The 24,092-nt window shown below is 55.6% G+C and carries 21 protein-coding genes and 3 tRNA genes; 1 reads left to right on the forward strand and 23 read right to left on the reverse strand.

Going from position 1 to position 24,092, the window contains the following annotated elements; translation table 11 throughout:
* Positions 1-31: 31 nt before the first annotated feature.
* The 21 genes from tuf (ACTG1P_RS11720) to ACTG1P_RS11820 all read right to left on the reverse strand — a co-directional run bounded on the left by tuf (ACTG1P_RS11720) (position 32) and on the right by ACTG1P_RS11820 (position 20,785).
* Entirely contained in the window at positions 32-1,216 is a 1,185-nt protein-coding gene (gene tuf / locus ACTG1P_RS11720; protein ID WP_139412139.1) for an elongation factor Tu, read from the reverse strand.
* A gap of 54 nt (positions 1,217-1,270) precedes the next feature.
* Complete coding sequence (gene fusA / locus ACTG1P_RS11725; RefSeq protein ID WP_005339913.1) at positions 1,271-3,376, reverse strand: elongation factor G; 2,106 nt, start codon at positions 3,374-3,376, stop codon at positions 1,271-1,273.
* A 75-nt stretch (positions 3,377-3,451) separates the two neighbouring features.
* Positions 3,452-3,922: a 30S ribosomal protein S7 gene (gene rpsG / locus ACTG1P_RS11730; RefSeq protein ID WP_005339911.1), complete on the reverse strand. Its 471-nt coding sequence runs from the start codon at positions 3,920-3,922 to the stop codon at positions 3,452-3,454.
* Positions 3,923-4,015: 93 nt separating this feature from the next.
* Positions 4,016-4,390: a 30S ribosomal protein S12 gene (gene rpsL, locus ACTG1P_RS11735; RefSeq protein ID WP_005306278.1), complete on the reverse strand. Its 375-nt coding sequence runs from the start codon at positions 4,388-4,390 to the stop codon at positions 4,016-4,018.
* A gap of 182 nt (positions 4,391-4,572) precedes the next feature.
* The gene (gene tusB, locus ACTG1P_RS11740) at positions 4,573-4,851 is read right to left on the reverse strand and encodes a sulfurtransferase complex subunit TusB (protein WP_040067657.1); all 279 of its coding nucleotides are present in this window, start codon (positions 4,849-4,851) and stop codon (positions 4,573-4,575) included.
* A gap of 7 nt (positions 4,852-4,858) precedes the next feature.
* The gene (gene tusC / locus ACTG1P_RS11745) at positions 4,859-5,218 is read right to left on the reverse strand and encodes a sulfurtransferase complex subunit TusC (RefSeq protein ID WP_440001347.1); all 360 of its coding nucleotides are present in this window, start codon (positions 5,216-5,218) and stop codon (positions 4,859-4,861) included.
* 8 nt (positions 5,219-5,226) lie between these two features.
* The gene (tusD, locus tag ACTG1P_RS11750; protein ID WP_440001348.1) at positions 5,227-5,619 is read right to left on the reverse strand and encodes a sulfurtransferase complex subunit TusD; all 393 of its coding nucleotides are present in this window, start codon (positions 5,617-5,619) and stop codon (positions 5,227-5,229) included.
* Positions 5,620-5,703: 84 nt separating this feature from the next.
* A complete protein-coding gene (locus tag ACTG1P_RS11755; protein ID WP_019446597.1) occupies positions 5,704-6,084 on the reverse strand; it encodes a RidA family protein in 381 nt (126 codons plus the stop codon).
* 24 nt (positions 6,085-6,108) lie between these two features.
* A complete protein-coding gene (locus ACTG1P_RS11760; RefSeq protein ID WP_005339902.1) occupies positions 6,109-6,825 on the reverse strand; it encodes a helix-turn-helix transcriptional regulator in 717 nt (238 codons plus the stop codon).
* A 194-nt stretch (positions 6,826-7,019) separates the two neighbouring features.
* Entirely contained in the window at positions 7,020-11,324 is a 4,305-nt protein-coding gene (rpoC, locus tag ACTG1P_RS11765; RefSeq protein WP_440001349.1) for a DNA-directed RNA polymerase subunit beta', read from the reverse strand.
* Positions 11,325-11,415: 91 nt separating this feature from the next.
* Positions 11,416-15,444 carry a DNA-directed RNA polymerase subunit beta gene (rpoB, locus tag ACTG1P_RS11770; RefSeq protein WP_005339897.1) on the reverse strand — a complete coding sequence of 1,343 codons (4,029 nt, stop codon included), beginning with the start codon at positions 15,442-15,444 and terminating at the stop codon, positions 11,416-11,418.
* A gap of 224 nt (positions 15,445-15,668) precedes the next feature.
* Positions 15,669-16,034, reverse strand: a complete 366-nt coding sequence (gene rplL / locus ACTG1P_RS11775; RefSeq protein WP_005306304.1) for a 50S ribosomal protein L7/L12 — start codon at positions 16,032-16,034, stop codon at positions 15,669-15,671.
* A gap of 51 nt (positions 16,035-16,085) precedes the next feature.
* On the reverse strand, positions 16,086-16,586 hold the full coding sequence (gene rplJ, locus ACTG1P_RS11780; RefSeq protein ID WP_005339895.1) for a 50S ribosomal protein L10: 501 nt from the start codon (positions 16,584-16,586) through the stop codon (positions 16,086-16,088).
* Between the two features lie 256 nt (positions 16,587-16,842).
* A complete protein-coding gene (gene rplA / locus ACTG1P_RS11785) occupies positions 16,843-17,544 on the reverse strand; it encodes a 50S ribosomal protein L1 (RefSeq protein WP_440001350.1) in 702 nt (233 codons plus the stop codon).
* A gap of 4 nt (positions 17,545-17,548) precedes the next feature.
* On the reverse strand, positions 17,549-17,977 hold the full coding sequence (gene rplK, locus ACTG1P_RS11790; RefSeq protein WP_005339887.1) for a 50S ribosomal protein L11: 429 nt from the start codon (positions 17,975-17,977) through the stop codon (positions 17,549-17,551).
* Positions 17,978-18,111: 134 nt separating this feature from the next.
* Positions 18,112-18,663 carry a transcription termination/antitermination protein NusG gene (gene nusG, locus ACTG1P_RS11795; RefSeq protein ID WP_005306318.1) on the reverse strand — a complete coding sequence of 184 codons (552 nt, stop codon included), beginning with the start codon at positions 18,661-18,663 and terminating at the stop codon, positions 18,112-18,114.
* 9 nt (positions 18,664-18,672) lie between these two features.
* On the reverse strand, positions 18,673-19,044 hold the full coding sequence (gene secE / locus ACTG1P_RS11800) for a preprotein translocase subunit SecE (protein ID WP_005306322.1): 372 nt from the start codon (positions 19,042-19,044) through the stop codon (positions 18,673-18,675).
* 60 nt (positions 19,045-19,104) lie between these two features.
* A tRNA-Trp gene (locus tag ACTG1P_RS11805) sits at positions 19,105-19,181 on the reverse strand.
* Between the two features lie 53 nt (positions 19,182-19,234).
* Positions 19,235-20,419 carry an elongation factor Tu gene (gene tuf / locus ACTG1P_RS11810; protein ID WP_005339879.1) on the reverse strand — a complete coding sequence of 395 codons (1,185 nt, stop codon included), beginning with the start codon at positions 20,417-20,419 and terminating at the stop codon, positions 19,235-19,237.
* A 168-nt stretch (positions 20,420-20,587) separates the two neighbouring features.
* Positions 20,588-20,662 (reverse strand) — tRNA-Gly (locus ACTG1P_RS11815).
* 38 nt (positions 20,663-20,700) lie between these two features.
* Positions 20,701-20,785: transfer RNA gene (locus ACTG1P_RS11820), tRNA-Tyr, on the reverse strand.
* 263 nt (positions 20,786-21,048) lie between these two features.
* On the opposite strand from ACTG1P_RS11820, the gene coaA reads away from it, so the two are divergent.
* Entirely contained in the window at positions 21,049-21,987 is a 939-nt protein-coding gene (coaA, locus tag ACTG1P_RS11825; protein WP_005339877.1) for a type I pantothenate kinase, read from the forward strand.
* 80 nt (positions 21,988-22,067) lie between these two features.
* Here coaA and birA read toward each other — a convergent pair whose 3' ends face one another.
* Together birA and murB are read right to left on the reverse strand one after the other, a co-directional pair.
* Positions 22,068-23,033, reverse strand: coding sequence for a bifunctional biotin--[acetyl-CoA-carboxylase] ligase/biotin operon repressor BirA (gene birA, locus ACTG1P_RS11830; protein WP_440001351.1), 966 nt, complete (start codon positions 23,031-23,033; stop codon positions 22,068-22,070).
* Entirely contained in the window at positions 23,030-24,067 is a 1,038-nt protein-coding gene (gene murB, locus ACTG1P_RS11835; protein WP_440001352.1) for a UDP-N-acetylmuramate dehydrogenase, read from the reverse strand. Before murB ends, birA begins: the two co-directional genes overlap by 4 nt.
* Positions 24,068-24,092 lie beyond the last annotated feature (25 nt).

Below are 24,092 nucleotides of genomic sequence, written 5' to 3' on the forward strand. Positions count from 1 at the left end.
CCCCTTTTCATGTTTGTATATAACGAATCGATTAGGCGATTACGCTAGCTACAACACCGGCACCTACGGTACGGCCACCTTCACGGATAGCGAAACGCAGGCCGTCGTCCATCGCGATCGGGGCAATCAGGGTAACAACCATTTTGATGTTGTCGCCCGGCATTACCATCTCTACGCCTTCCGGCAGTTCGATGGTACCGGTCACGTCGGTAGTACGGAAGTAGAACTGCGGACGGTAGCCTTTGAAGAACGGGGTATGACGACCACCTTCTTCTTTGGACAGTACGTACACTTCAGATTCGAACTTGGTGTGCGGCTTGATAGAACCCGGCTTGGCCAGTACCTGACCACGCTCTACGTCTTCACGCTTAACACCACGCAGCAGCGCGCCGATGTTCTCGCCTGCACGACCTTCGTCCAGCAGCTTACGGAACATTTCAACACCGGTACAGGTGGTAGAAACGGTATCTTTGATACCAACGATTTCTACAGTCTCACCTACTTTAACGATACCGCGCTCTACACGACCGGTAACTACAGTACCACGGCCAGCGATAGAGAATACGTCTTCGATAGGCATCAGGAACGGCTGGTCAATCGCGCGCTCCGGCTCCGGGATGTAGGTATCCAGGTGGCCAGCCAGCTCGATGATCTTCTCTTCCCACTGAGCTTCGCCTTCCAGCGCTTTCAGTGCGGAACCACGAACTACCGGCAGGTCATCACCCGGGAAGTCGTACTCGGTCAGCAGTTCACGAACTTCCATTTCAACCAGTTCGAGCAGCTCTTCGTCATCAACCATGTCACACTTGTTCATGAACACGATCATGTACGGGATACCAACCTGACGACCCAGCAGGATGTGCTCACGAGTCTGCGGCATCGGGCCGTCAGTCGCTGCTACTACCAGGATCGCGCCGTCCATCTGGGCAGCACCGGTGATCATGTTTTTAACGTAGTCGGCGTGACCCGGGCAATCTACGTGAGCGTAGTGACGGGTAGCGGTGTCGTATTCTACGTGGGAGGTGTTGATGGTGATACCACGCTCACGCTCTTCCGGTGCCTTGTCGATCTGGTCGAAGGCGAAAGCTTTACCACCGAAGTGCTTGGCCAGCACGTTGGTGATAGCTGCAGTCAGGGTGGTTTTACCGTGGTCAACGTGGCCGATGGTGCCGACGTTTACGTGCGGTTTATTACGCTCAAATTTTTCTTTAGACACGACGTAGTCCTTCTAGGTTAAACCCGCCTACCGTCGTAGGCGGGGAATCTTAAATTACTTGGATTTGCGCTCTTCGATCACGGCTTGTGCAACGTTGGTCGGTGCATCGTGATACTTGGCGAATTCCATAGCGTAGGAAGCACGACCTTGGGTAGCGGAACGCAGTGCAGTTGCATAACCGAACATTTCGGCCAGCGGCACCAGAGCACGTACGATCTTGCCGGACGGGCCATCTTCCATACCTTCGATCAGGCCACGACGACGGTTCAGGTCACCGATAACGTCGCCCATGTAATCTTCCGGAGTTTCAACTTCTACTTTCATGATCGGTTCGAGCAGAACCGGGTTGGCTTTCATGAAGCCAGCCTTAAAGGCCATGGAAGCAGCGATTTTGAACGCCAGTTCGGAAGAGTCGACATCGTGGTAAGAACCGAAGTGCAGACGCACACCCAGATCCATAACCGGGTAACCAGCCAGCGGACCAGATTTGAGCTGCTCACGGATACCTTTATCAACACCCGGGATGAATTCACCAGGAATGACACCACCTTTGATGTCGTTGACGAATTCGTAGGCTTTGCCTTCTTCCAGCGGGTACATGTCGATAACAACATGACCGTACTGACCGCGACCACCAGACTGCTTGGCATGCTTGCCTTCGATGTCTTTAACGGTGGTACGGATGGTTTCACGGTAGGCAACCTGCGGCTTACCTACGTTGGCTTCAACCTTGAACTCGCGACGCATACGGTCAACGATGATGTCCAGGTGCAGCTCACCCATACCAGCGATGATGGTTTGACCTGACTCTTCGTCAGTCCATACGCGGAAGGACGGATCTTCCTGAGCCAGACGGCCCAGTGCCAGACCCATCTTCTCTTGGTCAGCCTTGGTTTTCGGCTCAACCGCGATAGAAATTACCGGCTCCGGGAATTCCATACGCTCGAGGATGATCGGTGCGTTCGGGTCACACAGGGTGTCACCAGTGGTCACGTCTTTCAGACCGATTGCAGCAGCGATGTCACCAGCGCGTACTTCTTTGATCTCTTCACGCTTGTTGGCGTGCATCTGAACGATACGGCCAAAACGCTCGCGCTTGTCCTTGACGGAGTTCAGCACGGTGTCACCGGAGTTGATCACGCCAGAGTAGACACGGAAGAAGGTCAGGTTACCAACGAACGGGTCGGTAGCGATCTTGAACGCCAGAGCAGAGAACGGCTCGTCATCAGAAGCGTGACGCTCGTCTTTGGTCTCGCCGTCCATTTTCAGGCCGTCGATAGCAGCAACGTCGGTCGGAGCCGGCAGGTACTCGATCACGGCATCCAGCATGGCCTGTACGCCCTTGTTCTTGAACGCGGAGCCACAGGTTACCAGGATGATTTCGTTGTTCAGCACGCGCTGACGCAGAGCACCTTTGATCTCTTCCTCGGTCAGCTCTTCGCCGCCCAAGTATTTTTCCATCAGGTCTTCAGACGCTTCAGCAGCGGCTTCAACCAGATTCATGCGCATTTCTTGCGCCTGTTCCAGCAACTCGGCCGGGACGTCTTCGTAATCGAAGGATACGCCCTGATCAGCTTCATTCCAGTTGATGGCCTTCATCTTGACCAGGTCAACAACGCCCTTGAAGTTCTCTTCGGCGCCGATGTTCAGCTGAAGGGGAACCGGAGTACCTTTCAGACGGGTCTTGATGTGCTCAACGCAGCGCAGGAAGTTGGCGCCGGTACGGTCCATCTTGTTGACGAACGCGATACGGGGAACCTTGTACTTGTTAGCCTGACGCCATACGGTTTCAGACTGTGGCTGTACGCCACCTACGGCACAGTACACCATCACGGCACCGTCCAGAACACGCATTGAACGCTCTACTTCGATAGTAAAGTCAACGTGGCCCGGGGTATCGATGATGTTGATACGGTGCGGTTGGAACTGTTTACCCATACCGGACCAGAAAGCGGTGGTCGCGGCGGAGGTGATGGTGATACCACGCTCTTGTTCCTGTTCCATCCAGTCCATGGTGGCAGCGCCATCGTGAACTTCACCGATCTTGTGACTTACACCGGTGTAAAACAGTACGCGCTCGGTAGTAGTAGTCTTACCGGCGTCAATGTGAGCGGAGATACCGATGTTACGATAACGCTCAATGGGGGTTGTACGAGCCATTGTCATCCTCTTACTAAGGCGCTTGTCCCTAGATAATTAAAGGTGCGCAGAGTCAAAAGACCCTGCGCAAGCGGATTACCAGCGGAAGTGAGCGAAGGCTTTGTTCGCTTCAGCCATACGGTGAACGTCTTCACGTTTCTTGACAGACGAACCCTTATTGTCAGCGGCATCCAGCAGCTCGCCAGCCAGACGCTGAGCCATTGATTTTTCACCACGTTTACGAGCGGCATCAACCAACCAGCGCATTGCCAGGGCATTGCGACGTACCGGACGAACTTCTACCGGCACCTGATAGGTTGCACCACCGACGCGACGAGATTTAACCTCGACCGCCGGACGAATGTTATCCAGAGCTTCTTCGAATACGGCCAGGTGCTCTTTGCCAGATTTGGTGGCAATGATGTCCAGGGCGCCATATACAATGGCTTCTGCAACAGATTTCTTACCGTCAACCATTACTACGTTGACAAATTTAGCCAGCAGCTCTGATCCGAACTTGGGATCTGGCAGGATTTTACGCTGACCAACAACACGACGTCTTGGCATTTCAAATTCTCCGTAACTTCAGGGATTACCCAAAACTAGAAAGCTATCTAACTAGAAACGAATTAACGTTTGGCCTTACTTAACGGAGAACCATTAAGCTTTAGGACGCTTCACGCCATACTTGGAGCGAGCCTGCTTACGGTCTTTAACACCGGCACAGTCCAACGCACCACGAACGGTGTGATAACGAACACCTGGCAAGTCTTTTACACGACCGCCACGGATCAGAACAACAGAGTGCTCTTGCAGGTTGTGACCTTCACCACCGATGTAGGAGGTGACTTCGAAGCCGTTGGTCAGACGTACACGGCACACTTTACGCAGTGCAGAGTTAGGCTTCTTCGGGGTGGTGGTATATACACGAGTGCATACGCCACGCTTCTGAGGGCACGCTTCCAGCGCCGGCACGTTGCTTTTCACAACGAGCTTGATGCGTGGCTTGCGAACCAACTGGTTAATAGTTGCCATCAAAAGGCTCCTGATAATGACTTCATAAACGTGTGGAAAATCCTCCCCGCAGATACGGGGACGCGAAATTTTATGCCCTGTTGTCTGGGGAGTCAAGATTTATACAATTTGCGTCACAAAAGGGCAATTCGGATCCGTTTGATTTCACGACATCACCTTGAATTTTCTTGAAAATATGCTTCTCAACCACCCCAGGTGCGCGGGGAACCTTTTTGCGCAATCAGTGCCACCAGACCCGCCATATCGAGCACATTGCCCACCCGATGCTGCAATCCGCGAGCTTGCAGATCTTCCTGCATCACATACAGCGGGATACCCGCCAGCCGCTCGCTCCACTGGGGAGCCGATGCCGCAATCACGGCATCCTGCATCAGTACCAGCTCATCCTCGGGCTGAAGGTATGAGAGCGCCTCTGCCAGAGCCTGACTCTGAAAGGGGGAGTTCAATATCAGATGCAACATGGAGACCTCAAAAGCTGATGTGAGTCGAACACTGTGCCCAGCGCCGAGCCAGTTCCTGGCGCGGCAGACTCTCGACGGGGATCAGCAGCTCATCCACTGTCACGCCACGCTCTGCCAGCGAGTCAGCACAAACATAGACCTCTTCAATGTCGTAGAGTTCCAGCATTTTGAAGGTGGGCGCGTAGTGGCGCTGCAAAATGGCAGCAGGTTGCTGATCCTTGAGCAGTTGCAGCACGCCGTCCCCAATCAGGAAGAGGGCCAGCTCATCGGTCATGGCAGAGGTGGCCAACAAGGCATCCAACCCTTCCCGGCCGGCGGCATGACCATGGGGGCCACGACTGCAGATAAAGGCGATTTTCTTGCTCATGACTCCCCCTAGAACTGAACCAGCCGATCGGCGGTGAGCGCCGCCTCGGCCAACTGGCCCAGACCGCTCAGACAAAATGGCGGTTGCAGATTGAAGTGCACCTGCCCTGCCCCCTTGGCTTCCTGCTCATCGAGCACACCGCGTCGCATGGCGGCGGCGACGCAGACGTCGATACGGATCCCCTGATCTTCTGCCAGCTCTCGCCACAGACGCACCAGGTCGGTCTCATCGGATGCAGGCAGATGCAGACCGTTGCCGTTGCAGACCCCGTCCTGATAGAAGAACAGGTGGGACAAGGTATGCCCCTGTGCCAACAGGGTGCGGGCAAAACGATAGGCGGTGCTGGCTGATTGGGTGCCATAGGCAGGCCCCGTGACCAGGATGGCAAAACTCAGACTCATAGCAGGACTCCTGTGCTGACCCGGTCCATTTTACGCCAAAAACAAAAAAGCCCCTGCCAGGAGGGGCTTGATTCGATCTGTTGATCAGAGATGGGCAATCGCCTCGACCTCGACCAGCACATCTTTCGGCAGACGAGCCACCTCCACGCAGGAGCGGGCTGGCGCCGCATCGCCAAAGTAGCGGGCATAGACCTGGTTGAAGGCAACGAAGTTGTTCATGTCGCTCAGGAAGCAGGTGGTTTTTACCACTTTGCTGGCATCAGCACCCGCAGCTTGCAACACGGCGACCAGATTCTTCATCACCCGCTCGGCCTGCTCTTCGATGCCGCCGGCCACGATCTCCATGGTGGCAGGATCGAGCGGGATCTGCCCGGAGGTGAAGATCATCTCGCCAACCTTGGTAGCCTGAACATACGGACCAATCGCGGCAGGCGCCTTGTCGGTTGCAATCACTTCTTTAGCCATTCATCTATCCCCTTCTGGAATGAGTTACTCGTTCTCGTCTTCACCCTGCTTGCGCTGTCGGATGTAAAGATAAACGGTATGTTTTGAAATATTGAGTTTGTCCGCCACCAGATTGATCGAATCCTTGATGTCGAAAATGCCCTTCTCGAACAGCTGGGTCACGATGAAGCGGTTCTTGGCATTGTTGGCCACGGTGGGATCGCGGTTGATCTCGTCGATGGTGTTATCCACCGTCTGGGCAACCAGCTCTTCCACGCTGTTGGCGAAGGTCTCTGGTGACTGACGCGCCGCCTGCTGGGGCGTCGGGAAAAATTCGGCCACGAACTCGTGGAAAGGCGCATTGATGTGCAGGTTGATGCAGATCAGCCCCACTACTTGCCGCTCGCTGTTGCGAATGGCGATGGTGCTCGACTTCATCAGCGCGCCGGTACGGCTGCGAGCGAAATAGCTCTGGGTGTAATCCTGGCCAGTGCTCTCGATATCCTTGAGCATGCGCAGGGCGAGATCGGTGATAGGCGCCCCGAGGGTGCGTCCGGTATTGAAACCATTGGCGATCTTGATCACCGACTCGTGCAGATTTTCCAGGGAGTGGAGTACCACTTCACAATGCTTGCCAAACAGCTCGGCCAAGCCATCGATGAGCCCATCGTATGAGCGCAACAATTCCCTGTCTTCATCTGTAAAAGTGCGGCTGATCAGCTGTTCTTCGGGAAGCATGGCTTCCTCGATACCGACAGTCATGTTCTACCCCTGTAATAACCATTCAACTTTCCCGAGTTTTAAATTGCAGGGGAGTAAAGTCAACTTTTTTTGATTTTTTACTCTACAACTTTGCTCTGGATCATCCTGAAACACGCGCTGCGTCTACCTTTGCCGAGGAATTGGCCAACAAAAAGGGCTCCTTGAAGGAGCCCTTTTCAATCACGGATGACGAGTTACTCTTCGTCGAAGCTACCGGCTGCGTTCAGCAGATCCGCCAGGTTCTGCTCCGCTTCATCAGCGGTCACCTGCGGGGTACCAACAGCACGAGCTGCGGCAGCACGCTGGTTGATCCGGCTATGGTGGTAGGCAAAGCCGGTGCCAGCCGGGATCAGACGACCCACGATGACGTTCTCTTTCAGACCACGCAGTTCATCACGCTTGCCACCTACGGCGGCTTCGGTCAGAACGCGAGTGGTTTCCTGGAAGGAAGCCGCGGAGATGAAGGACTCGGTGCTCAGAGATGCCTTGGTAATACCCATCAGTACATGACGGTAGGTCGCAGGGGTCTTGCCCTCGGCAACCAGCTTACGGTTGGCAATCTTCACACGAGCAACTTCAACCTGTTCGCCTTCGATCAGATCGGTATCGCCAGCGCTCAGGATCTCGCACTTGCGCAGCATCTGACGAACGATGACTTCGATGTGCTTGTCGTTGATCTTAACGCCTTGCAGACGGTAAACGTCTTGCACTTCGTTGGCGATGTAGTTGGCGACCGGGCTGATACCGCGCAGACGCAGGATGTCGTGAGCAGACTCAGGACCGTCCGCCAGCACTTCACCCTTCTCAACTTTTTCACCTTCGAACACGTTCAGGTTACGCCACTTCGGAATCATCTCTTCGTAGACGTTGCCACCATCGGTCGGAGTGATGACCAAACGGCGTTTGCCCTTGGTCTCTTTCCCGAAGGAGATGGTACCGGAGATCTCGGCCAGAATTGCCGGTTCCTTCGGTTGACGTGCTTCAAACAGATCCGCAACGCGCGGCAGACCACCGGTGATGTCCTTGGTACCGCCAGACTCTTGCGGGATACGCGCTACCGCGTCACCCACGCCCACGTTGGCACCATCTTCCAGGTTCACGATCGCCTTGCCCGGCAGGAAGTACTGGGCGGCTACATCGGTACCCGGGATCATCACGTCTTTGCCGTTCAGGTCGACCAGTTTAACGGTCGGACGCATCTCTTTACCGGCGCTCGGACGCTCGTTGACATCCAGAACAACGATAGAAGAGAGACCGGTCAGCTCGTCGGTCTGACGAGTGATAGTCACGCCATCGATCATGTGTTCGAACTGCAGGCGACCTGCCACTTCGGTGATGATCGGGTGGGTGTGCGGATCCCAGTTGGCAACGGTCTCGCCAGCGCTCACGGCCTGGCCGTCCTTCACTTCCAGCACGGCACCGTAAGGCAGCTTGTGGCTTTCCTTGGTACGGCCCATGTCGTCCATGATGGTCAGTTCGGTAGAGCGTGAGGTGATAACCAGTTTGTCATCGCTGTTGTGAACGAACTTGGCGTTCTGCAGCTTGATGGTACCGGTGTTCTTGACCTGGATGCTGCTTTCAGCAGCGGCACGAGATGCAGCACCACCGATGTGGAAAGTACGCATCGTCAGCTGGGTACCCGGTTCACCGATGGACTGGGCGGCGATAACACCGACAGCCTCACCCTTGTTAACCAGGTGACCACGGGCCAGATCACGGCCGTAGCAGTGAGCACAGTTACCGAAGTCAGTTTCACAGGTGATGGCAGAACGTACCTTCACACGGTCAACGGAGTTGCGCTCCAGCAGGTCACACAGCTGCTCGTCGAGCAGGGTGTTGCGAGCAACCAGGATCTCGTCCTCGGTACCCGGCTTGATGACATCTTCTGCCACCACACGACCCAGCACGCGCTCACGCAGCGGCTCGACCACGTCGCCACCCTCGATCAGCGGAGTCATCCACAGACCGTCGGTAGTACCGCAATCGTCCTCGGTGATCACCATGTCCTGCGCCACGTCTACCAGACGACGAGTCAGGTAACCGGAGTTCGCAGTCTTCAGTGCGGTATCCGCCAGACCCTTACGAGCACCGTGGGTAGAGATAAAGTACTGCAGTACGTTCAGACCTTCGCGGAAGTTCGCGATGATCGGGGTCTCGATGATGGAGCCATCCGGCTTGGCCATCAGGCCACGCATACCGGCCAGCTGACGGATCTGGGCGGCGGAACCACGCGCACCAGAGTCGGCCATCATAAAGATGCTGTTGAACGAGGCCTGCTCTTCTTCTTCACCCAGCGAGTTGACGTTACGCTCTTTGGACAAGTTCTCCATCATGGCCTTGGAGACGCGCTCGTTGGCGCTGGCCCAGATATCGATAACCTTGTTGTAACGCTCGCCCGCAGTTACCAGACCAGACAGGAACTGGTCCTGGATCTCGGCAACTTCGGCTTCGGCTGCTGCAATGATGTCTTTCTTGGCATCCGGGATGACCATGTCATCGATACCAACGGAAGCACCGGACAGGGCCGCGTAGTGGAAACCGGTATACATCAGCTGGTCAGCGAAGATAACGGTGTCCTTCAGACCCTGCTTGCGATAGCAGGTGTTCAGCAGACGGGAGATGAGCTTTTTGCCCAGCGCCTTGTTGGATACGCACTTGATCCAGTTCTGCGGATTGGCATCCAGATCAGCCTGTTCTGCAGCAGTCAGCACCTTCGGCTCGTCGATCAGGGCGTATTCCATACCTTTCGGCAGGATCAGGCTCAGGATCGCACGACCAACGGTGGTGTTCTTCATCTCGGTGTGTTCACGCAGAGAACCGTCTTCCTGACGCAGGTATTCGGTAATGCGTACTTTCACACGAGCATGCAGATCGGCCAGACCGGCGCGATATACTTTCTCGGCTTCTTTCGGGCCAGCCAGCACCATACCTTCGCCTTTGGCGTTGATACGGGCACGGGTCATGTAGTACAGACCCAAGACCACGTCCTGAGAAGGAACGATGATCGGCTCACCGGAGGCAGGCGACAGGATGTTGTTGGTAGACATCATCAGCGCACGCGCTTCCAGCTGGGCTTCCAGGGTCAGCGGTACGTGGACCGCCATCTGGTCACCATCGAAGTCCGCGTTATACGCAGCACAAACCAGCGGGTGCAGCTGGATTGCCTTGCCTTCGACCAGAGTCGGTTCGAATGCCTGGATACCCAGACGGTGCAGAGTCGGTGCACGGTTCAGCAGAACCGGGTGTTCGCGGATCACTTCGTCCAGGATATCCCAAACGACAGCTTCCTCGCGCTCCACCATTTTCTTGGCGGCCTTGATAGTGGTCGCCAGACCGCGGGTTTCCAGCTTGCCATAGATGAACGGCTTGAACAGTTCCAGAGCCATCTTCTTCGGCAGACCGCACTGATGCAGACGCAGAGTCGGGCCTACGGTGATAACGGAACGACCGGAGTAGTCGACACGCTTACCGAGCAGGTTCTGACGGAAACGACCCTGCTTACCCTTGATCATGTCGGCCAGGGATTTCAGCGGGCGCTTGTTGGAACCGGTGATGGCACGACCGCGACGGCCGTTATCCAGCAGGGCATCGACGGACTCTTGCAGCATACGCTTTTCGTTGCGCACGATGATGTCCGGAGCAGCCAGATCCAGCAGACGCTTCAAGCGGTTGTTACGGTTGATCACGCGACGGTACAGATCGTTCAGATCGGAAGTCGCGAAACGGCCGCCGTCCAGCGGTACCAGCGGACGCAGGTCCGGCGGCAGCACAGGCAGCACTGTCATGATCATCCACTCCGGCTTGTTGCCGGACTGCAGGAAAGCTTCCATCAGCTTCAGACGCTTGGTGGTCTTCTTGCGCTTGGTCTCGGAGTTGGTTTGATCCAGCTCCTCACGCATGGTTTTGACTTCACCTTCCAGATCGATAGCGCGCAGCAATGCCAGGATTGCTTCGGCACCCATCTTGGCGTCAAATTCGTCGCCCCACTCTTCCAGCGCATCCAGGTACTGCTCTTCAGAGAGCATCTGGCTGCGTTCGAGGTTGGTCATGCCCGGCTCGATTACGACGAAAGATTCGAAGTAGAGCACACGCTCGATGTCGCGCAGGGTCATGTCCAGCAGCAGACCGATACGGGACGGCAGGGACTTCAGGAACCAGATGTGGGCAGTCGGGCTGGCCAGCTCGATGTGGCCCATACGCTCACGACGGACCTTGGTCTGGGTCACTTCAACGCCGCACTTCTCACAGATCACACCACGGTGTTTCAGGCGCTTGTACTTGCCGCACAGACACTCGTAGTCCTTCACCGGTCCGAAGATACGGGCGCAGAACAGACCATCACGCTCCGGCTTGAAAGTCCGGTAGTTGATGGTCTCAGGCTTTTTGACCTCACCGAATGACCAGGAGCGGATCATGTCAGGAGAGGCCAGACCGATCTTGATACTGTCAAACTCTTCGGTCTTGGTCTGAGCCTTCAAAAACTTGAGTAAGTCTTTCACGTGTTTCCCCTGTCAGGAGTCTAACCTCGGCGCCCCGGCTGCCAAAACAGCGGGGCGCCCACGTCAATTCTCGAACAATAAGAGCGAGCTCTTACTCTTCGTCCAGCTCGATGTTGATACCCAGAGAGCGGATTTCCTTCAGCAATACGTTGAAGGATTCGGGCATGCCCGGCTCCATACGGTGGTCGCCATCCACGATGTTCTTATACATCTTGGTACGGCCATTCACATCGTCAGACTTGACGGTCAGCATTTCCTGCAGGGTATATGCCGCACCGTAAGCCTCCAGGGCCCACACTTCCATCTCACCGAAACGCTGACCACCGAACTGAGCCTTACCACCCAGCGGCTGCTGGGTAACCAGGCTGTAAGAACCGGTAGAACGCGCGTGCATCTTGTCGTCGACCAAGTGGTTCAGCTTGAGCATGTACATGTAACCAACGGTTACTTTACGCTCGAAGCGGTTACCGGTACGGCCATCGAACAGATCAATCTGACCGGATTCCGGCAGATCGGCCAGCTTCAGCAGGGCTTTGATTTCGCGCTCTTTGGCACCATCAAACACTGGAGTAGCAACCGGCAGACCCTTACGCAGGTTACCCACCAGGGTACGTACGTCGTCATCAGACAGTTCGGCGATGTTCACTTGCTGGGTGTCCTTCTCGCCCAGGTCATAGACCTGTTGCAGGAAGTTGCGCATCTCGTGCAGCTCGCGCTGCTCTTTGACCATGCGATCGATCTTCTCGCCGATACCCTTGGCCGCAAGGCCCAGGTGCACTTCGAGGATCTGACCGATGTTCATACGGGATGGTACGCCCAGCGGGTTCAGTACGATGTCGACCGGACGGCCGAACTCGTCATGAGGCATATCCTCGACCGGACAGATCTTGGAGATAACACCCTTGTTACCGTGACGGCCCGCCATCTTGTCACCCGGCTGGATGCGACGCTTGACTGCCAGATAAACCTTGACGATTTTCAGTACGCCCGGCGCCAGATCATCACCCTGGATAATCTTGCGACGCTTGTTCTCGAATTTCTTGTCGAACTCGGCTTTCAGCTCAACGTGCTGTTCAGCGATCTGTTCCAGTTCGGTCTGCTTGCCTTCGTCTTCGATGGCCAGTTCAAACCACTTGGAGCGATCGAGCTTGTTCAGACGATCTTCGCTGTAACCGGCGGCCAGCAGCAGGTTGCGGGAGCGGCCGAAAATGCCGTCTTCCAGGATCTTGAACTCTTCGGTCAAGTCCTTCTTCGCTTCCTTCAACTGCATCTCTTCGATTTCTTTGGCGCGCTTGTCTTTTTCCACGCCATCGCGGGTAAAGACTTGCACGTCAACCACGGTACCGTACACACCGTTCGGCACACGCAGGGAGGAGTCCTTCACATCGGACGCCTTCTCACCGAAGATGGCGCGCAGCAGCTTCTCTTCCGGCGTCAGCTGGGTTTCACCTTTCGGCGTTACCTTACCAACCAGAATGTCGCCGCCCTTCACTTCGGCACCCACGTAGACGATACCGGACTCGTCCAGCTTGGACAGAGCGGCTTCACCCACGTTCGGGATGTCAGCAGTGATCTCTTCCGGACCCAGCTTGGTGTCACGGGAGATACAGGCCAGTTCCTGGATATGGATGGTGGTCAGGCGATCTTCCTGAACAACACGCTCGTTCACCAGGATCGAGTCTTCGAAGTTGTAACCGTTCCACGGCATGAACGCGACGCGCATGTTCTGACCCAGCGCCAGTTCACCCAGATCGGTGGACGGGCCGTCAGCCAGTACGTCGCCAGCCATGACCGGCTCACCCAACATCACGCAAGGACGCTGGTTGATACAGGTGTTCTGGTTGGAACGGGTGTATTTGGTCAGGTTGTAGATGTCGATACCGGCTTCGCCTGGCATCAGCTCATCTTCATTGACCTTCAGGACGATACGGGAGGCATCGACATAGTCGATTACGCCGCCACGCTTGGCCACTACGGTTACACCGGAGTCAACGGCCACAGCGCGTTCCATACCGGTACCTACCAGCGGCTTGTCAGCACGCAGAGTCGGTACAGCCTGACGTTGCATGTTTGAACCCATCAATGCGCGGTTCGCGTCATCGTGTTCCAGGAACGGGATCAGAGCGGCTGCCACAGATACGATCTGCTGCGGGCTCACGTCCATATACTGGATCTGGTCGGCGTTCATAAAGGTGGATTCACCTTTGTGACGGCACGGGATCAATTCATCTTTCAGACGGCCATCTTCGGTGGTCGCGGCGTTAGCCTGTGCGATCACGTACTTGCCTTCTTCAATAGCAGACAGGTAGTCCACTTCGTCGGTGATCACACCGTCAATGACCTTACGGTACGGGGTCTCGAGGAAACCGTACTCGTTGGTACGAGAGTACACGGACAGAGAGTTGATCAGACCGATGTTCGGACCTTCAGGAGTCTCGATAGGGCACAGACGACCGTAGTGAGTCGGGTGTACGTCTCGGACTTCAAAGCCGGCACGCTCACGAGTCAAACCGCCCGGGCCCAGCGCGGAAATACGACGCTTGTGGGTCACTTCGGAGAGCGGGTTGTTCTGGTCCATAAACTGGGACAGCTGGCTGGAACCAAAGAACTCTTTGACTGCGGCGGAGATCGGCTTGGCGTTGATCAGATCCTGCGGCATCAGGGTGTCCAGGTCGCCCAAGGAGAGACGCTCCTTGACCGCACGCTCGACACGCACCAGACCGACGCGGAACTGGTTTTCAGCCATTTCACCGACAGAACGGATACGACGGTTACCCAAGTGGTCGATATCGTCCACTTCGTCGTTACCGTTACGGATGTCGATCAGGCGCTTCATCACATCGACGATGTCGTCTTTGGTCAGTACACCAGCGCCAGTCTCGTCTTCACGACCCAGACGGCGGTTGAACTTCATCCGACCTACGGTAGACAGGTCGTAACGCTCGGCGGAGAAGAACAGGTTTTCGAACAGCTGTTCTGCAGCTTCGCGAGTAGGCGGCTCGCCCGGACGCATCATGCGATAGATCTCGACCAGCGCTTCCAAACGGTTGGAGCTGGAGTCGACACGCAGGGTCTCGGACATGTAAGCACCGTGATCCAGTTCGTTGGTGAACAGAACCTCGAAATGCTTGAAGCCGGCTTGGGACAGGTTGGCGATCGCTTCCAGGCTCAGTGCCTGGTTGGCGGTCACGACCATCTCGCCAGTTTGCGGATGTGCGTAGTCCTTGGCAGCAACTTTGCCAACAACATACTCAACCGGAACCTCAATCTGGGTAACGGCGTCTTTTTCCAACTGACGGATGTGACGCGCAGTCACACGACGACCGGTCTCAACCACCACGGCGCCATTGGCCACGATGTCAAAGGTCGCAGTTTCACCACGCAGACGCTCCGGCACCAGATCCATCATCAACTTGCCATCTTTTACTTCAAAACCGATGGTCTCGAAGAAGGTGGCCAGGATTTGTTCGGAAGTGAAGTCCAGGGCGCGCAGAATAATGGATGCTGGCAGTTTGCGACGACGGTCGATACGGACAAACAGGTTGTCTTTCGCATCAAACTCGAAGTCCAGCCAGGAGCCACGGTAGGGGATAACGCGAGCGTTATACAGTACCTTACCGGATGAATGAGTTTTGCCTTTATCGTGGTCGAAGAAGACGCCCGGGCTGCGGTGCAGCTGGGAGACGATAACCCGCTCGGTACCATTGATAACAAAGGTGCCGTTCTCGGTCATGAGCGGAATTTCGCCCATGTATACTTCTTGTTCCTTGATGTCTTTGACGGTGCCGGCAGCTGCTTCACGGTCGTACAGAACCATACGAAGCTTGACACGCAGCGGCGCGGAGTAGGTCACTCCACGGATCTGGCATTCTTTTACGTCAAATACCGGCTCACCCAGGCGATAGCTGACATACTGAAGCTCAGCACTACCGGAGTAACTGGTGATCGGGAAAACGCTACGGAAAGCGGCCTCTAGGCCATATTCACCTTCCGGGTCAGCCTCGATGAACTGCTTGAAGGAGTCCAGCTGAATGGACAACAGATAAGGCGTGTCCAGTACCTGGTCTCGCTTACCGAAGTCCTTACGAATGCGTTTTTTTTCGGTATAAGAGTAAACCATAGGGTTCCTCAGCTCGCTGATAAGTGACCCACTCTGTCCCGCGGGACAGCTCTGTCTCAACACCGTTTTGTGTTGGCCCGGACGAAAGAAGACAGTCCGGATTGCTGGTGCACCGAGAGTCGTAAACGGTGTGAAATGCTCTCAGTCTACAGCGCAAAAAGGCTGGTGAACAAAAATTCACCAGCCCTAGCCTGTTTTATCAGGCTAATCTACATAAATGCAGATTATTTGATCTCAACAGAAGCACCGGCAGCTTCCAGCTCTTTCTTCAGAGCTTCAGCTTCGTCCTTGGACACGCCTTCCTTCAGGTTAGCCGGAGCAGCTTCTACCAGATCTTTGGCTTCTTTCAGGCCCAGACCGGTAGCGCCACGAACGGCTTTGATAACGGCAACTTTGTTGGCGCCAGCAGCAGTCAGAACTACGTCGAACTCGGTCTTCTCTTCTACTGCTTCAGCAGCAGCCGGGCCAGCCATTACGGCAGCAGCGGCAGAAACACCGAACTTCTCTTCCATAGCTTCGATCAGCTCAACAACTTCCATTACGGACATGGAAGCAACGGCTTCGATGATTTGGTCTTTAGTGATAGACATGACAAAAATTCCTGATGTTGAATAAACTCAAACAGCCTAAATAGGCGAGAATCAAGCAGCAGCTTGTTTCTGGTCGCGAACAGCAGCGATAGTACGAACCAGCTTGCCAGCAGAGGCTTCTTTCATAGTCGCCATCAACTTCGCAATTGCTTCTTCGTAAGTCGGCAGCGTGGCCAGACGATCAATTTGTGCTGCGGCGATAAACTCACCGTTAAAAGCGCCAGCCTTGATTTCGAACTTTTGGTTCGCTTTGGCAAACTCTTTGAACAGACGAGCAGCAGCGCCCGGGTGTTCGTTAGAGAAAGCAATCAAGGTAGGACCGGTAAATGCGTCGTTCAGGCACTCGTATTCGGTACCTTCTACCGCGCGACGCAGCAGGGTGTTACGCACAACGCGCATGTACACACCTGCTTCACGAGCGGTTTTACGCAGGACGGTCATCTTGTCTACAGTTACACCGCGAGAATCGGCAACAACTGCAGAAAGAGCGCCTTTGGCAGCTTCGTTGACTTCAGCAACAATTGCCTTTTTGTCTTCGAGTCCCAATGCCATTGGCTTAACTCCTGGATTGAATCCGGGTCTATTGACCCAGTACTGACACATCCCCCCTACCTTTACAACAGAGGGGAACGATGCGGTAGCAGGATTCCAGAAGAGAAAGAATCTTTCTCGCTGGGTTTCCGGCACCGTCTACGCAGGAAACATTAAGGCTTTGCAGCCTCCTGCGGTCTTGGACGGAGGTCGAAACCCCCAACCAATCAAGGCGCAAAATTATAGATTAAATTTTGCGCCTTGTAAAACCCATCAATTAGGCCTGAGCTTCCAGAGAAGCTTGGTCTACGGCAACACCGGCACCCATGGTGGTGGAGATGCTGACTTTCTTGATGAATTGACCTTTGGCGGAAGAGGGCTTGCCTTTTTTCAGGGCAACCAGCAGAGCTTCCAAGTTTTCTTTCAGCTGAACTTCGTTGAAAGAAACCTTACCCAGAGTGGTATGGATGATACCATTCTTGTCGTTACGGTAACGAACCTGACCAGCCTTGGCGTTCTTGACAGCTTCGGCAACGTTAGGAGTTACAGTACCAACTTTCGGGTTCGGCATCAGGCCGCGCGGGCCCAGGATTTGACCCAGTTGACCAACAACGCGCATGGCATCCGGGGATGCGATAACTACGTCGAAGTTCATCTCGCCTTTCTTAACCAGATCGGCCAGGTCATCCATACCTACCAGGTCAGCACCGGCAGCTTTGGCTGCTTCGGCGTTGGCACCTTGAGTAAATACGGCAACGCGTACATCACGACCGGTACCGTGCGGCAGTACAGTAGCACCACGTACGTTCTGGTCAGATTTACGAGCGTCGATACCCAGGTTGACAGAAACGTCAACGCTTTCAACGAACTTGGCGGTAGCCAGTTCTTTCAGCAGGGCAATGGCTTCGTTGATGGAGTACTCTTTGGTACCGTCAACTTTTTCGCGAATAACGCGCATACGCTTGGAAAGTTTAGCCATTGTCTTAATCCTCCACTACCAGACCCATGGAACGAGCGGAGCCTGCGATGCAACGTACTTTTGCATCCAGATCGGCACCAGTCATATCCGGCTCTTTGGTCTTGGCGATTTCTTGCAGCTGGGCAACGGTCACCTTACCAACCTTGTCTTTGTTCGGCTTGGAAGAACCAGACTTGATGCCAGCAGCTTTCTTCAGCAGGAAGGAAGCAGGCGGAGTCTTGGTTTCGAAGGTGAAGGAACGGTCGCTGTAAACGGTGATCACGACCGGAGTCGGTGAACCTTTTTCCAGCTTCTCTGTACGAGCGTTGAACGCCTTACAGAATTCCATGATGTTAACACCGTGTTGACCCAGTGCAGGACCAACGGGAGGAGACGGGTTGGCTGCACCAGCAGCAACCTGCAGCTTGATATAAGCTGTGACTTTCTTAGCCATTAGGAAAATACCTCAAAAATGGGTTCTAGCGCCTCGGAGACTTGCTCCTGCAAACGGCTCCCCAACTAATAAAGGGGCAGCGAATTATAGAGATATTCGCTGCCCCTGACAACCGTTAAACGTACAGAATTCAATCAGCCTTTTTCGACCTGACCAAAATCCAGTTCAACAGGAGTAGAACGACCGAAAATCAGTACAGAGACCTTCACGCGGCTCTTCTCATAATCGACCTCTTCAACGGTACCGTTGAAGTCGGCAAACGGACCATCGGCAACCCGCACCATTTCACCCGGTTCAAACAGGGTTTTCGGACGCGGCTTGTCGTGGGCATCCTGCAGACGGTTCAGGATGGCATCGGCCTCTTTATCGGAGATCGGTGCCGGACGGTCGGAAGTACCGCCGATGAAGCCCATGACACGCGGTACGTTACGCACCAGGTGCCATGTGGTTTCATCCATGATCATCTGGACCAGGACATAACCCGGGAAAAACTTGCGCTCACTCTTGCGCTTCTGGCCAGCACGCATCTCGACCACTTCTTCGGTCGGGACCAGCACTTCACCGAACATGTCTTCCATGCCATGCATCTTGATATGTTCACGCAGGGATTTGGCTACACGGCCTTCATAGCCGGAAAAAGCCTGCACGACATACCATCTCATACGTTGTTCACGTTGTTCAGTCATGGCTTATCCTTACACACCGGTAATCAGGTTGACCAACCAGACCAAGGCACCGTCCAGAACGAACAGCAGCAGCCCCATCACGGCGGTCACCGCCAGCACAATCAGGGTTGTCTGAATGGCTTCCTGACGGGTCGGCCATACGACCTTGCGGACTTCCAGGCGAGACTCACGGGCGAATGCCAGTGTTGCCTTTCCCTTGGTGGTTTGCAGGGCTACTGCACCAGCAGCAGCAATGACAACGACCACACCCAGGGCGCGGACGGCAGCGACAACATCGTTGAGCAGGTAATTACCCACTACAGCGGCCGCCAGGATAATGAAAACCAGGCCCCAAAGCAGGGTATCCTTGCTTCCGCCCTGGCTCTCAGAACTAACACTCATACAACCCACCTGTATCTGACGTAATCAAAGACACAAAAGCCCCGTACGAGACGAGGTATATGGCAGGGGCGGCAGGACTCGAACCCGCAACCATCGGTTTTGGAGACCGCTGTTCTACCAATTCGAACTACGCCCCTACACAAGAAAGCCCCTATTATAGGGGCTTTGCTTTATTTATGTAAGCCAAAGATTAAGCGATTACGCTGGCTACAACACCAGCACCAACGGTACGGCCACCTTCACGGATAGCGAAACGCAGGCCGTCGTCCATCGCGATCGGAGCAATCAGGGTAACAACCATTTTGATGTTGTCGCCCGGCATTACCATCTCTACGCCTTCCGGCAGTTCGATGGTACCGGTCACGTCGGTAGTACGGAAGTAGAACTGCGGACGGTAGCCTTTGAAGAACGGGGTATGACGACCACCTTCTTCTTTGGACAGTACGTACACTTCAGATTCGAACTTGGTGTGCGGCTTGATAGAACCCGGCTTGGCCAGTACCTGACCACGCTCTACGTCTTCACGCTTAACACCACGCAGCAGCGCGCCGATGTTCTCGCCTGCACGACCTTCGTCCAGCAGCTTGCGGAACATTTCAACACCGGTACAGGTGGTAGAAACGGTATCTTTGATACCAACGATTTCTACGGTCTCACCTACTTTAACGATACCGCGCTCTACACGACCGGTAACTACGGTACCACGGCCAGCGATAGAGAATACGTCTTCGATTGGCATCAGGAACGGCTGGTCAATCGCGCGCTCCGGCTCCGGGATATAGGTATCCAGGTGGCCAGCCAGCTCGATGATCTTCTCTTCCCACTGAGCGTCGCCTTCCAGCGCTTTCAGCGCGGAACCACGAACTACCGGCAGGTCATCACCCGGGAAGTCGTACTCGGTCAGCAGTTCACGAACTTCCATCTCAACCAGTTCAAGCAGCTCTTCGTCATCAACCATGTCACACTTGTTCATGAACACGATCATGTACGGGATACCAACCTGACGACCCAGCAGGATGTGCTCACGAGTCTGCGGCATCGGGCCATCAGTCGCTGCTACTACCAGGATCGCGCCGTCCATCTGGGCAGCACCGGTGATCATGTTTTTAACGTAGTCGGCGTGACCCGGGCAATCTACGTGAGCGTAGTGACGGGTAGCGGTGTCGTATTCTACGTGGGAGGTGTTGATGGTGATACCACGCTCACGCTCTTCCGGTGCCTTGTCGATCTGGTCGAAGGCGAAAGCTTTACCACCGAAGTGCTTGGCCAGCACGTTGGTGATAGCTGCAGTCAGGGTGGTTTTACCGTGGTCAACGTGGCCGATGGTACCCACGTTAACGTGCGGTTTATTACGCTCAAATTTTTCTTTAGACATGATCGTCCCTCTAAACTAACGCTGAGTACGCGGTGGCAAGCTAACCACAGAACAGTTTATATGATGGATTTGAATCTGGTGGGAAAGAGAGAGGTACTGATGGCTGGTTCGCTTGCCGAACTCACCCTAGGGTGCGGCTCTGCTAACGCCTGAGCCATATCAGCATCTTGGAGCGGGCAGCGGGAATCGAACCCGCATCATCAGCTTGGAAGGCTGAGGTAATAGCCATTATACGATGCCCGCATTTCTCTAACCCAAAGAACTCAAACCGCAGAGAAATATGGTGGAGGGAGAAGGATTCGAACCTTCGAAGGCAGAGCCGTCAGATTTACAGTCTGATCCCTTTGGCCGCTCGGGAACCCCTCCAGACGCCAGATTGTCACAACGGTAATTCTGCTTGCACCCGTTGTGTTTATCGCTTTTGCACGGCAAATAGACGACAGACAGTCAAGCGTCGCGCATTTTATTGTAAGGTTTTGGGGGATGCAACCATTGAACCCGGCAAAATATGCTTTATTGCTGGGAAGTTTGCAAAAAAGCGGGGGCAAACAAGCCAATCCTGCTGCGTCCCTTGTCGCTCCCCCACCCTTGGTGTATGGTCGCCGTGCCCAAGAAACAGTGATGACACCATGACGACAGAGCATAACCCCTATCTGCAATTCACCCGCGAACAATGGGCGTTATTGCGCGATTCGGTCCCCCTGACCCTGACCGAACACGATCTGCAGACCCTGCGCGGGATCAACGAGAAGGTGTCATTGCGGGAAGTGGAAGAGATCTATCTGCCTCTCTCCCGCCTGCTCAATCTCTATGTCAAGGCCAAACAGCGCCGCAGCCGGGTGCTGGAGCAGTTTCTCGGCCAGTCCCGCGGCAAGGGCACCTATATCATCAGCATTGCCGGCAGCGTGGCGGGGGGCAAAAGCACCACGGCCCGTATTCTGCAGGCCCTGCTGGAGCGCTGGCCGGAACACCCGCGGGTGGAGCTGGTCACCACCGACGGCTTCCTCTATCCCAACAAGGTACTGGAAGAGCGCGGCCTGATGCGCCGCAAGGGGTTCCCGGAATCCTACGACATACGCCATCTGGTGGAGTTTGTCGCCAACATCCGCGCCGGTCACGAGAAGGTCGAAGCGCCGGTTTACTCCCACCTTATCTACGACATCATTCCCGATGAGAAGAAGGTGGTGGAGCAGCCGGACATTCTGATCCTGGAAGGGCTCAATGTGCTGCAAAGCGGTATGGATTACCCTCAGGAGCCCCATCGGGTCTTCGTGTCGGACTTCGTCGACTTCTCCATCTATGTGGATGCCGATGCCGAACTGCTGCGTACCTGGTATATCGAACGCTTCCTGAAATTCCGCAGCGGCGCCTTCTCGGATCCCGACTCCTACTTCCATAACTACGCCAAGCTGGCGGAGAGTGAGGCGACCCAGATCGCCAGCAACATCTGGCAAGATATCAACTATCTGAATTTGCAAGAAAATATCCTGCCAACACGTGAGCGTGCCAACCTGATCATGACCAAGGGCCATGAGCACGCCATCGAGCAGATCAAGCTGCGCAAATGATGACGGCAGTTACCGGATAACGAAGAGGGGGCCCGCGGGCCCCCTCTTCTGTTTGGCATCATGAGTGGCCTTGCTGACCCTCAGTCACCCCGGCGCAGGGAGAGCTCGCCCCCCAGATAGAATTTGATCCCTTCGCCTGTCTCCAGTCGCAGGGCGCCGCGATCGTCGATGCCACGAGCGATGCCGCGGATCTCCTGATCACCCATCAGCAAGCGCACCGGGCGACCTGCAAAGTGATCGAGCCGGTTCCACTCATCGACAAAGCTCGCCAATCCGCTCTGCTCGAAGGTCTGCATCGCCCGCTGCAGATAGGCGATCATCCGGGCAGCGAGCTCATTGCGATCAACCAGCTCGGGATTGATATGGCGCAGCTCGGCCCAGGCCTGATCAATCTTCTCACCTTCGCGGGCAGGCATCGCCAGATTGAGACCGATGCCGATCACCAGATGACAGCTGGCACCGGCACTACCGCTCATCTCTACCAGAATGCCCGCCAGCTTGCGGCCCTGATAGTAGAGGTCGTTCGGCCACTTGAGCTCAACCCCCTGATAGCCAAGGGACTCCAGCGCCTCAACCACTGCCACGCCGACTGCCAGACTCAGCCCCATGGCCGCAGCCATGCCCTGCTCGAGTCGCCAGTACATGCTGAGGATCAGCTGGCAACCGAACGGCGAAATCCAGGGTTTGCCACGACGCCCGCGCCCGGCGGTCTGGCACTCGGCCAGACAGCTCTCGCCAGAGCGCAGCTCATTGACCCGATCCAGCAGGTGTTGGTTGGTCGAGCCGATGACCGGAAAACAGTGCACCGGAGCCATCGGGGCCAGTGCCTGCAAAGTGGCCTGATCATAGAGCGCCATCGGCACCGCCAGCCGGTAGCCCTTGCCGGTCAGGCTGAACAGATCCAGCCCCAGCTCCTTGAGTGCCGCCATGTGTTTGCTCACCGCCGCCCGGCTGATACCGAGCTGCTCGCCCAGCTGTTCGCCGGAGTGAAACTGGCCATCGCTGAGCAGGGTAATCAGGGTCTGTCTGATGGGAGTCAGGGTCATGAGAGCACCTCGTCGAGCCAGGTCTCGCCCTGCGGCCCCATAAAGCGCACCTCGTGCTCCAGCACCACGCCAAACATCTGCTCCACGCTATCGCGGACATGGGCCGCCAGCGCGATCAGCTCCATGGCGCTGGCGCCCCCCAGATTGACCAACACCAGCGCCTGCTCCTGATGAACAGCTGCACGACCAATGGCGAAACCTTTCAGACCGCACTGATCGATGAGCCAGCCCGCCGCCAGCTTGGCCTGCCCTTCTCCGGCCGGATAGCAGGGCATCTGCGGGTAGCGCGACTTGAGATTCTCCGCCAGCGCGGCAGGCACCACCGGATTTTTGAAGAAGCTGCCGGCATTACCGAGCACCGCAGGATCCGGCAGTTTGGCCATGCGGGTGGCACAGACGGTATCGAAGATGGCCTGCGCCGAAGGCGCATCACCGAGCGCCGCCAGCGGGCCATAGCCCAGCACCGGCTGCCACACCTTGGGCAGCTTGAGCCCGACGGCGGTGATCAGGTGGGAATCCTGATACTCGTGTTTGAAGATGCTGTCGCGATAACCGAAGCGGCACTCAGCCGCCGCGATCCGTTCAATCTCGCCACTCTGCCAGTTGAATGCCTCGACATAGGAACAGAAATCGGCCAGCTCTACGCCATACGCGCCGATGTTCTGCACCGGCGCCGCACCGACCGTGCCGGGAATGAGCGCCAGATTCTCTAACCCGAACCAGCCCTGTTGCAGGCTGTGACGTACCAGCTGATGCCAATCCTCACCCGCCGCCACATGTAGCAACCAGTGATCGCCACCATCTTCAGCGGCAATCCCTTTGAGCCGGTTGAGCACCACCAGACCGAGAAAATCCGTGGTGAAGAGCATGTTGCTGCCGCCACCCAGATTGAGGCGAGGCAACTGGTTGAGTTGCGGATCGGCACGCAGGGTCGCCAGATCGGCAACCTGCTCCACCTCGGCCAGCCAGAGGCAATACGCATCGAGGGCAAGGGTGTTGAGCTTCAACAAGGAGGCGTTGGCATTCAGTTTCATCGGTCTATCCCGGCTTGGTGCAAGG

The sequence above is a fragment of the Aeromonas sp. 11P genome, assembly GCF_051920165.1.
Classification (GTDB): Bacteria; Pseudomonadota; Gammaproteobacteria; order Enterobacterales; family Aeromonadaceae; genus Aeromonas; species Aeromonas veronii.

What these genes read in the sequence shown, in the direction of transcription:
- secE (WP_005306322.1), bottom strand. Translation starts at nt 19,044, where the DNA reads ATGAGTGTTAGTTCTGAGAGCCAGGGCGGAAGCAAGGATACCCTGCTT.
- coaA (WP_005339877.1), top strand. Translation starts at nt 21,049, where the DNA reads ATGACGACAGAGCATAACCCCTATCTGCAATTCACCCGCGAACAATGG.
- ACTG1P_RS11760 (WP_005339902.1), bottom strand. Translation starts at nt 6,825, where the DNA reads ATGACTGTCGGTATCGAGGAAGCCATGCTTCCCGAAGAACAGCTGATC.
- ACTG1P_RS11755 (WP_019446597.1), bottom strand. Translation starts at nt 6,084, where the DNA reads ATGGCTAAAGAAGTGATTGCAACCGACAAGGCGCCTGCCGCGATTGGT.
- tusD (WP_440001348.1), bottom strand. Translation starts at nt 5,619, where the DNA reads ATGAGTCTGAGTTTTGCCATCCTGGTCACGGGGCCTGCCTATGGCACC.
- rplL (WP_005306304.1), bottom strand. Translation starts at nt 16,034, where the DNA reads ATGTCTATCACTAAAGACCAAATCATCGAAGCCGTTGCTTCCATGTCC.
- birA (WP_440001351.1), bottom strand. Translation starts at nt 23,033, where the DNA reads ATGACCCTGACTCCCATCAGACAGACCCTGATTACCCTGCTCAGCGAT.
- murB (WP_440001352.1), bottom strand. Translation starts at nt 24,067, where the DNA reads ATGAAACTGAATGCCAACGCCTCCTTGTTGAAGCTCAACACCCTTGCC.
- rpoB (WP_005339897.1), bottom strand. Translation starts at nt 15,444, where the DNA reads ATGGTTTACTCTTATACCGAAAAAAAACGCATTCGTAAGGACTTCGGT.
- rpsL (WP_005306278.1), bottom strand. Translation starts at nt 4,390, where the DNA reads ATGGCAACTATTAACCAGTTGGTTCGCAAGCCACGCATCAAGCTCGTT.
- tuf (WP_005339879.1), bottom strand. Translation starts at nt 20,419, where the DNA reads ATGTCTAAAGAAAAATTTGAGCGTAATAAACCGCACGTTAACGTGGGT.
- rpsG (WP_005339911.1), bottom strand. Translation starts at nt 3,922, where the DNA reads ATGCCAAGACGTCGTGTTGTTGGTCAGCGTAAAATCCTGCCAGATCCC.
- rplA (WP_440001350.1), bottom strand. Translation starts at nt 17,544, where the DNA reads ATGGCTAAACTTTCCAAGCGTATGCGCGTTATTCGCGAAAAAGTTGAC.
- fusA (WP_005339913.1), bottom strand. Translation starts at nt 3,376, where the DNA reads ATGGCTCGTACAACCCCCATTGAGCGTTATCGTAACATCGGTATCTCC.
- nusG (WP_005306318.1), bottom strand. Translation starts at nt 18,663, where the DNA reads ATGACTGAACAACGTGAACAACGTATGAGATGGTATGTCGTGCAGGCT.
- tusB (WP_040067657.1), bottom strand. Translation starts at nt 4,851, where the DNA reads ATGTTGCATCTGATATTGAACTCCCCCTTTCAGAGTCAGGCTCTGGCA.
- tusC (WP_440001347.1), bottom strand. Translation starts at nt 5,218, where the DNA reads ATGAGCAAGAAAATCGCCTTTATCTGCAGTCGTGGCCCCCATGGTCAT.
- rplJ (WP_005339895.1), bottom strand. Translation starts at nt 16,586, where the DNA reads ATGGCATTGGGACTCGAAGACAAAAAGGCAATTGTTGCTGAAGTCAAC.
- rplK (WP_005339887.1), bottom strand. Translation starts at nt 17,977, where the DNA reads ATGGCTAAGAAAGTCACAGCTTATATCAAGCTGCAGGTTGCTGCTGGT.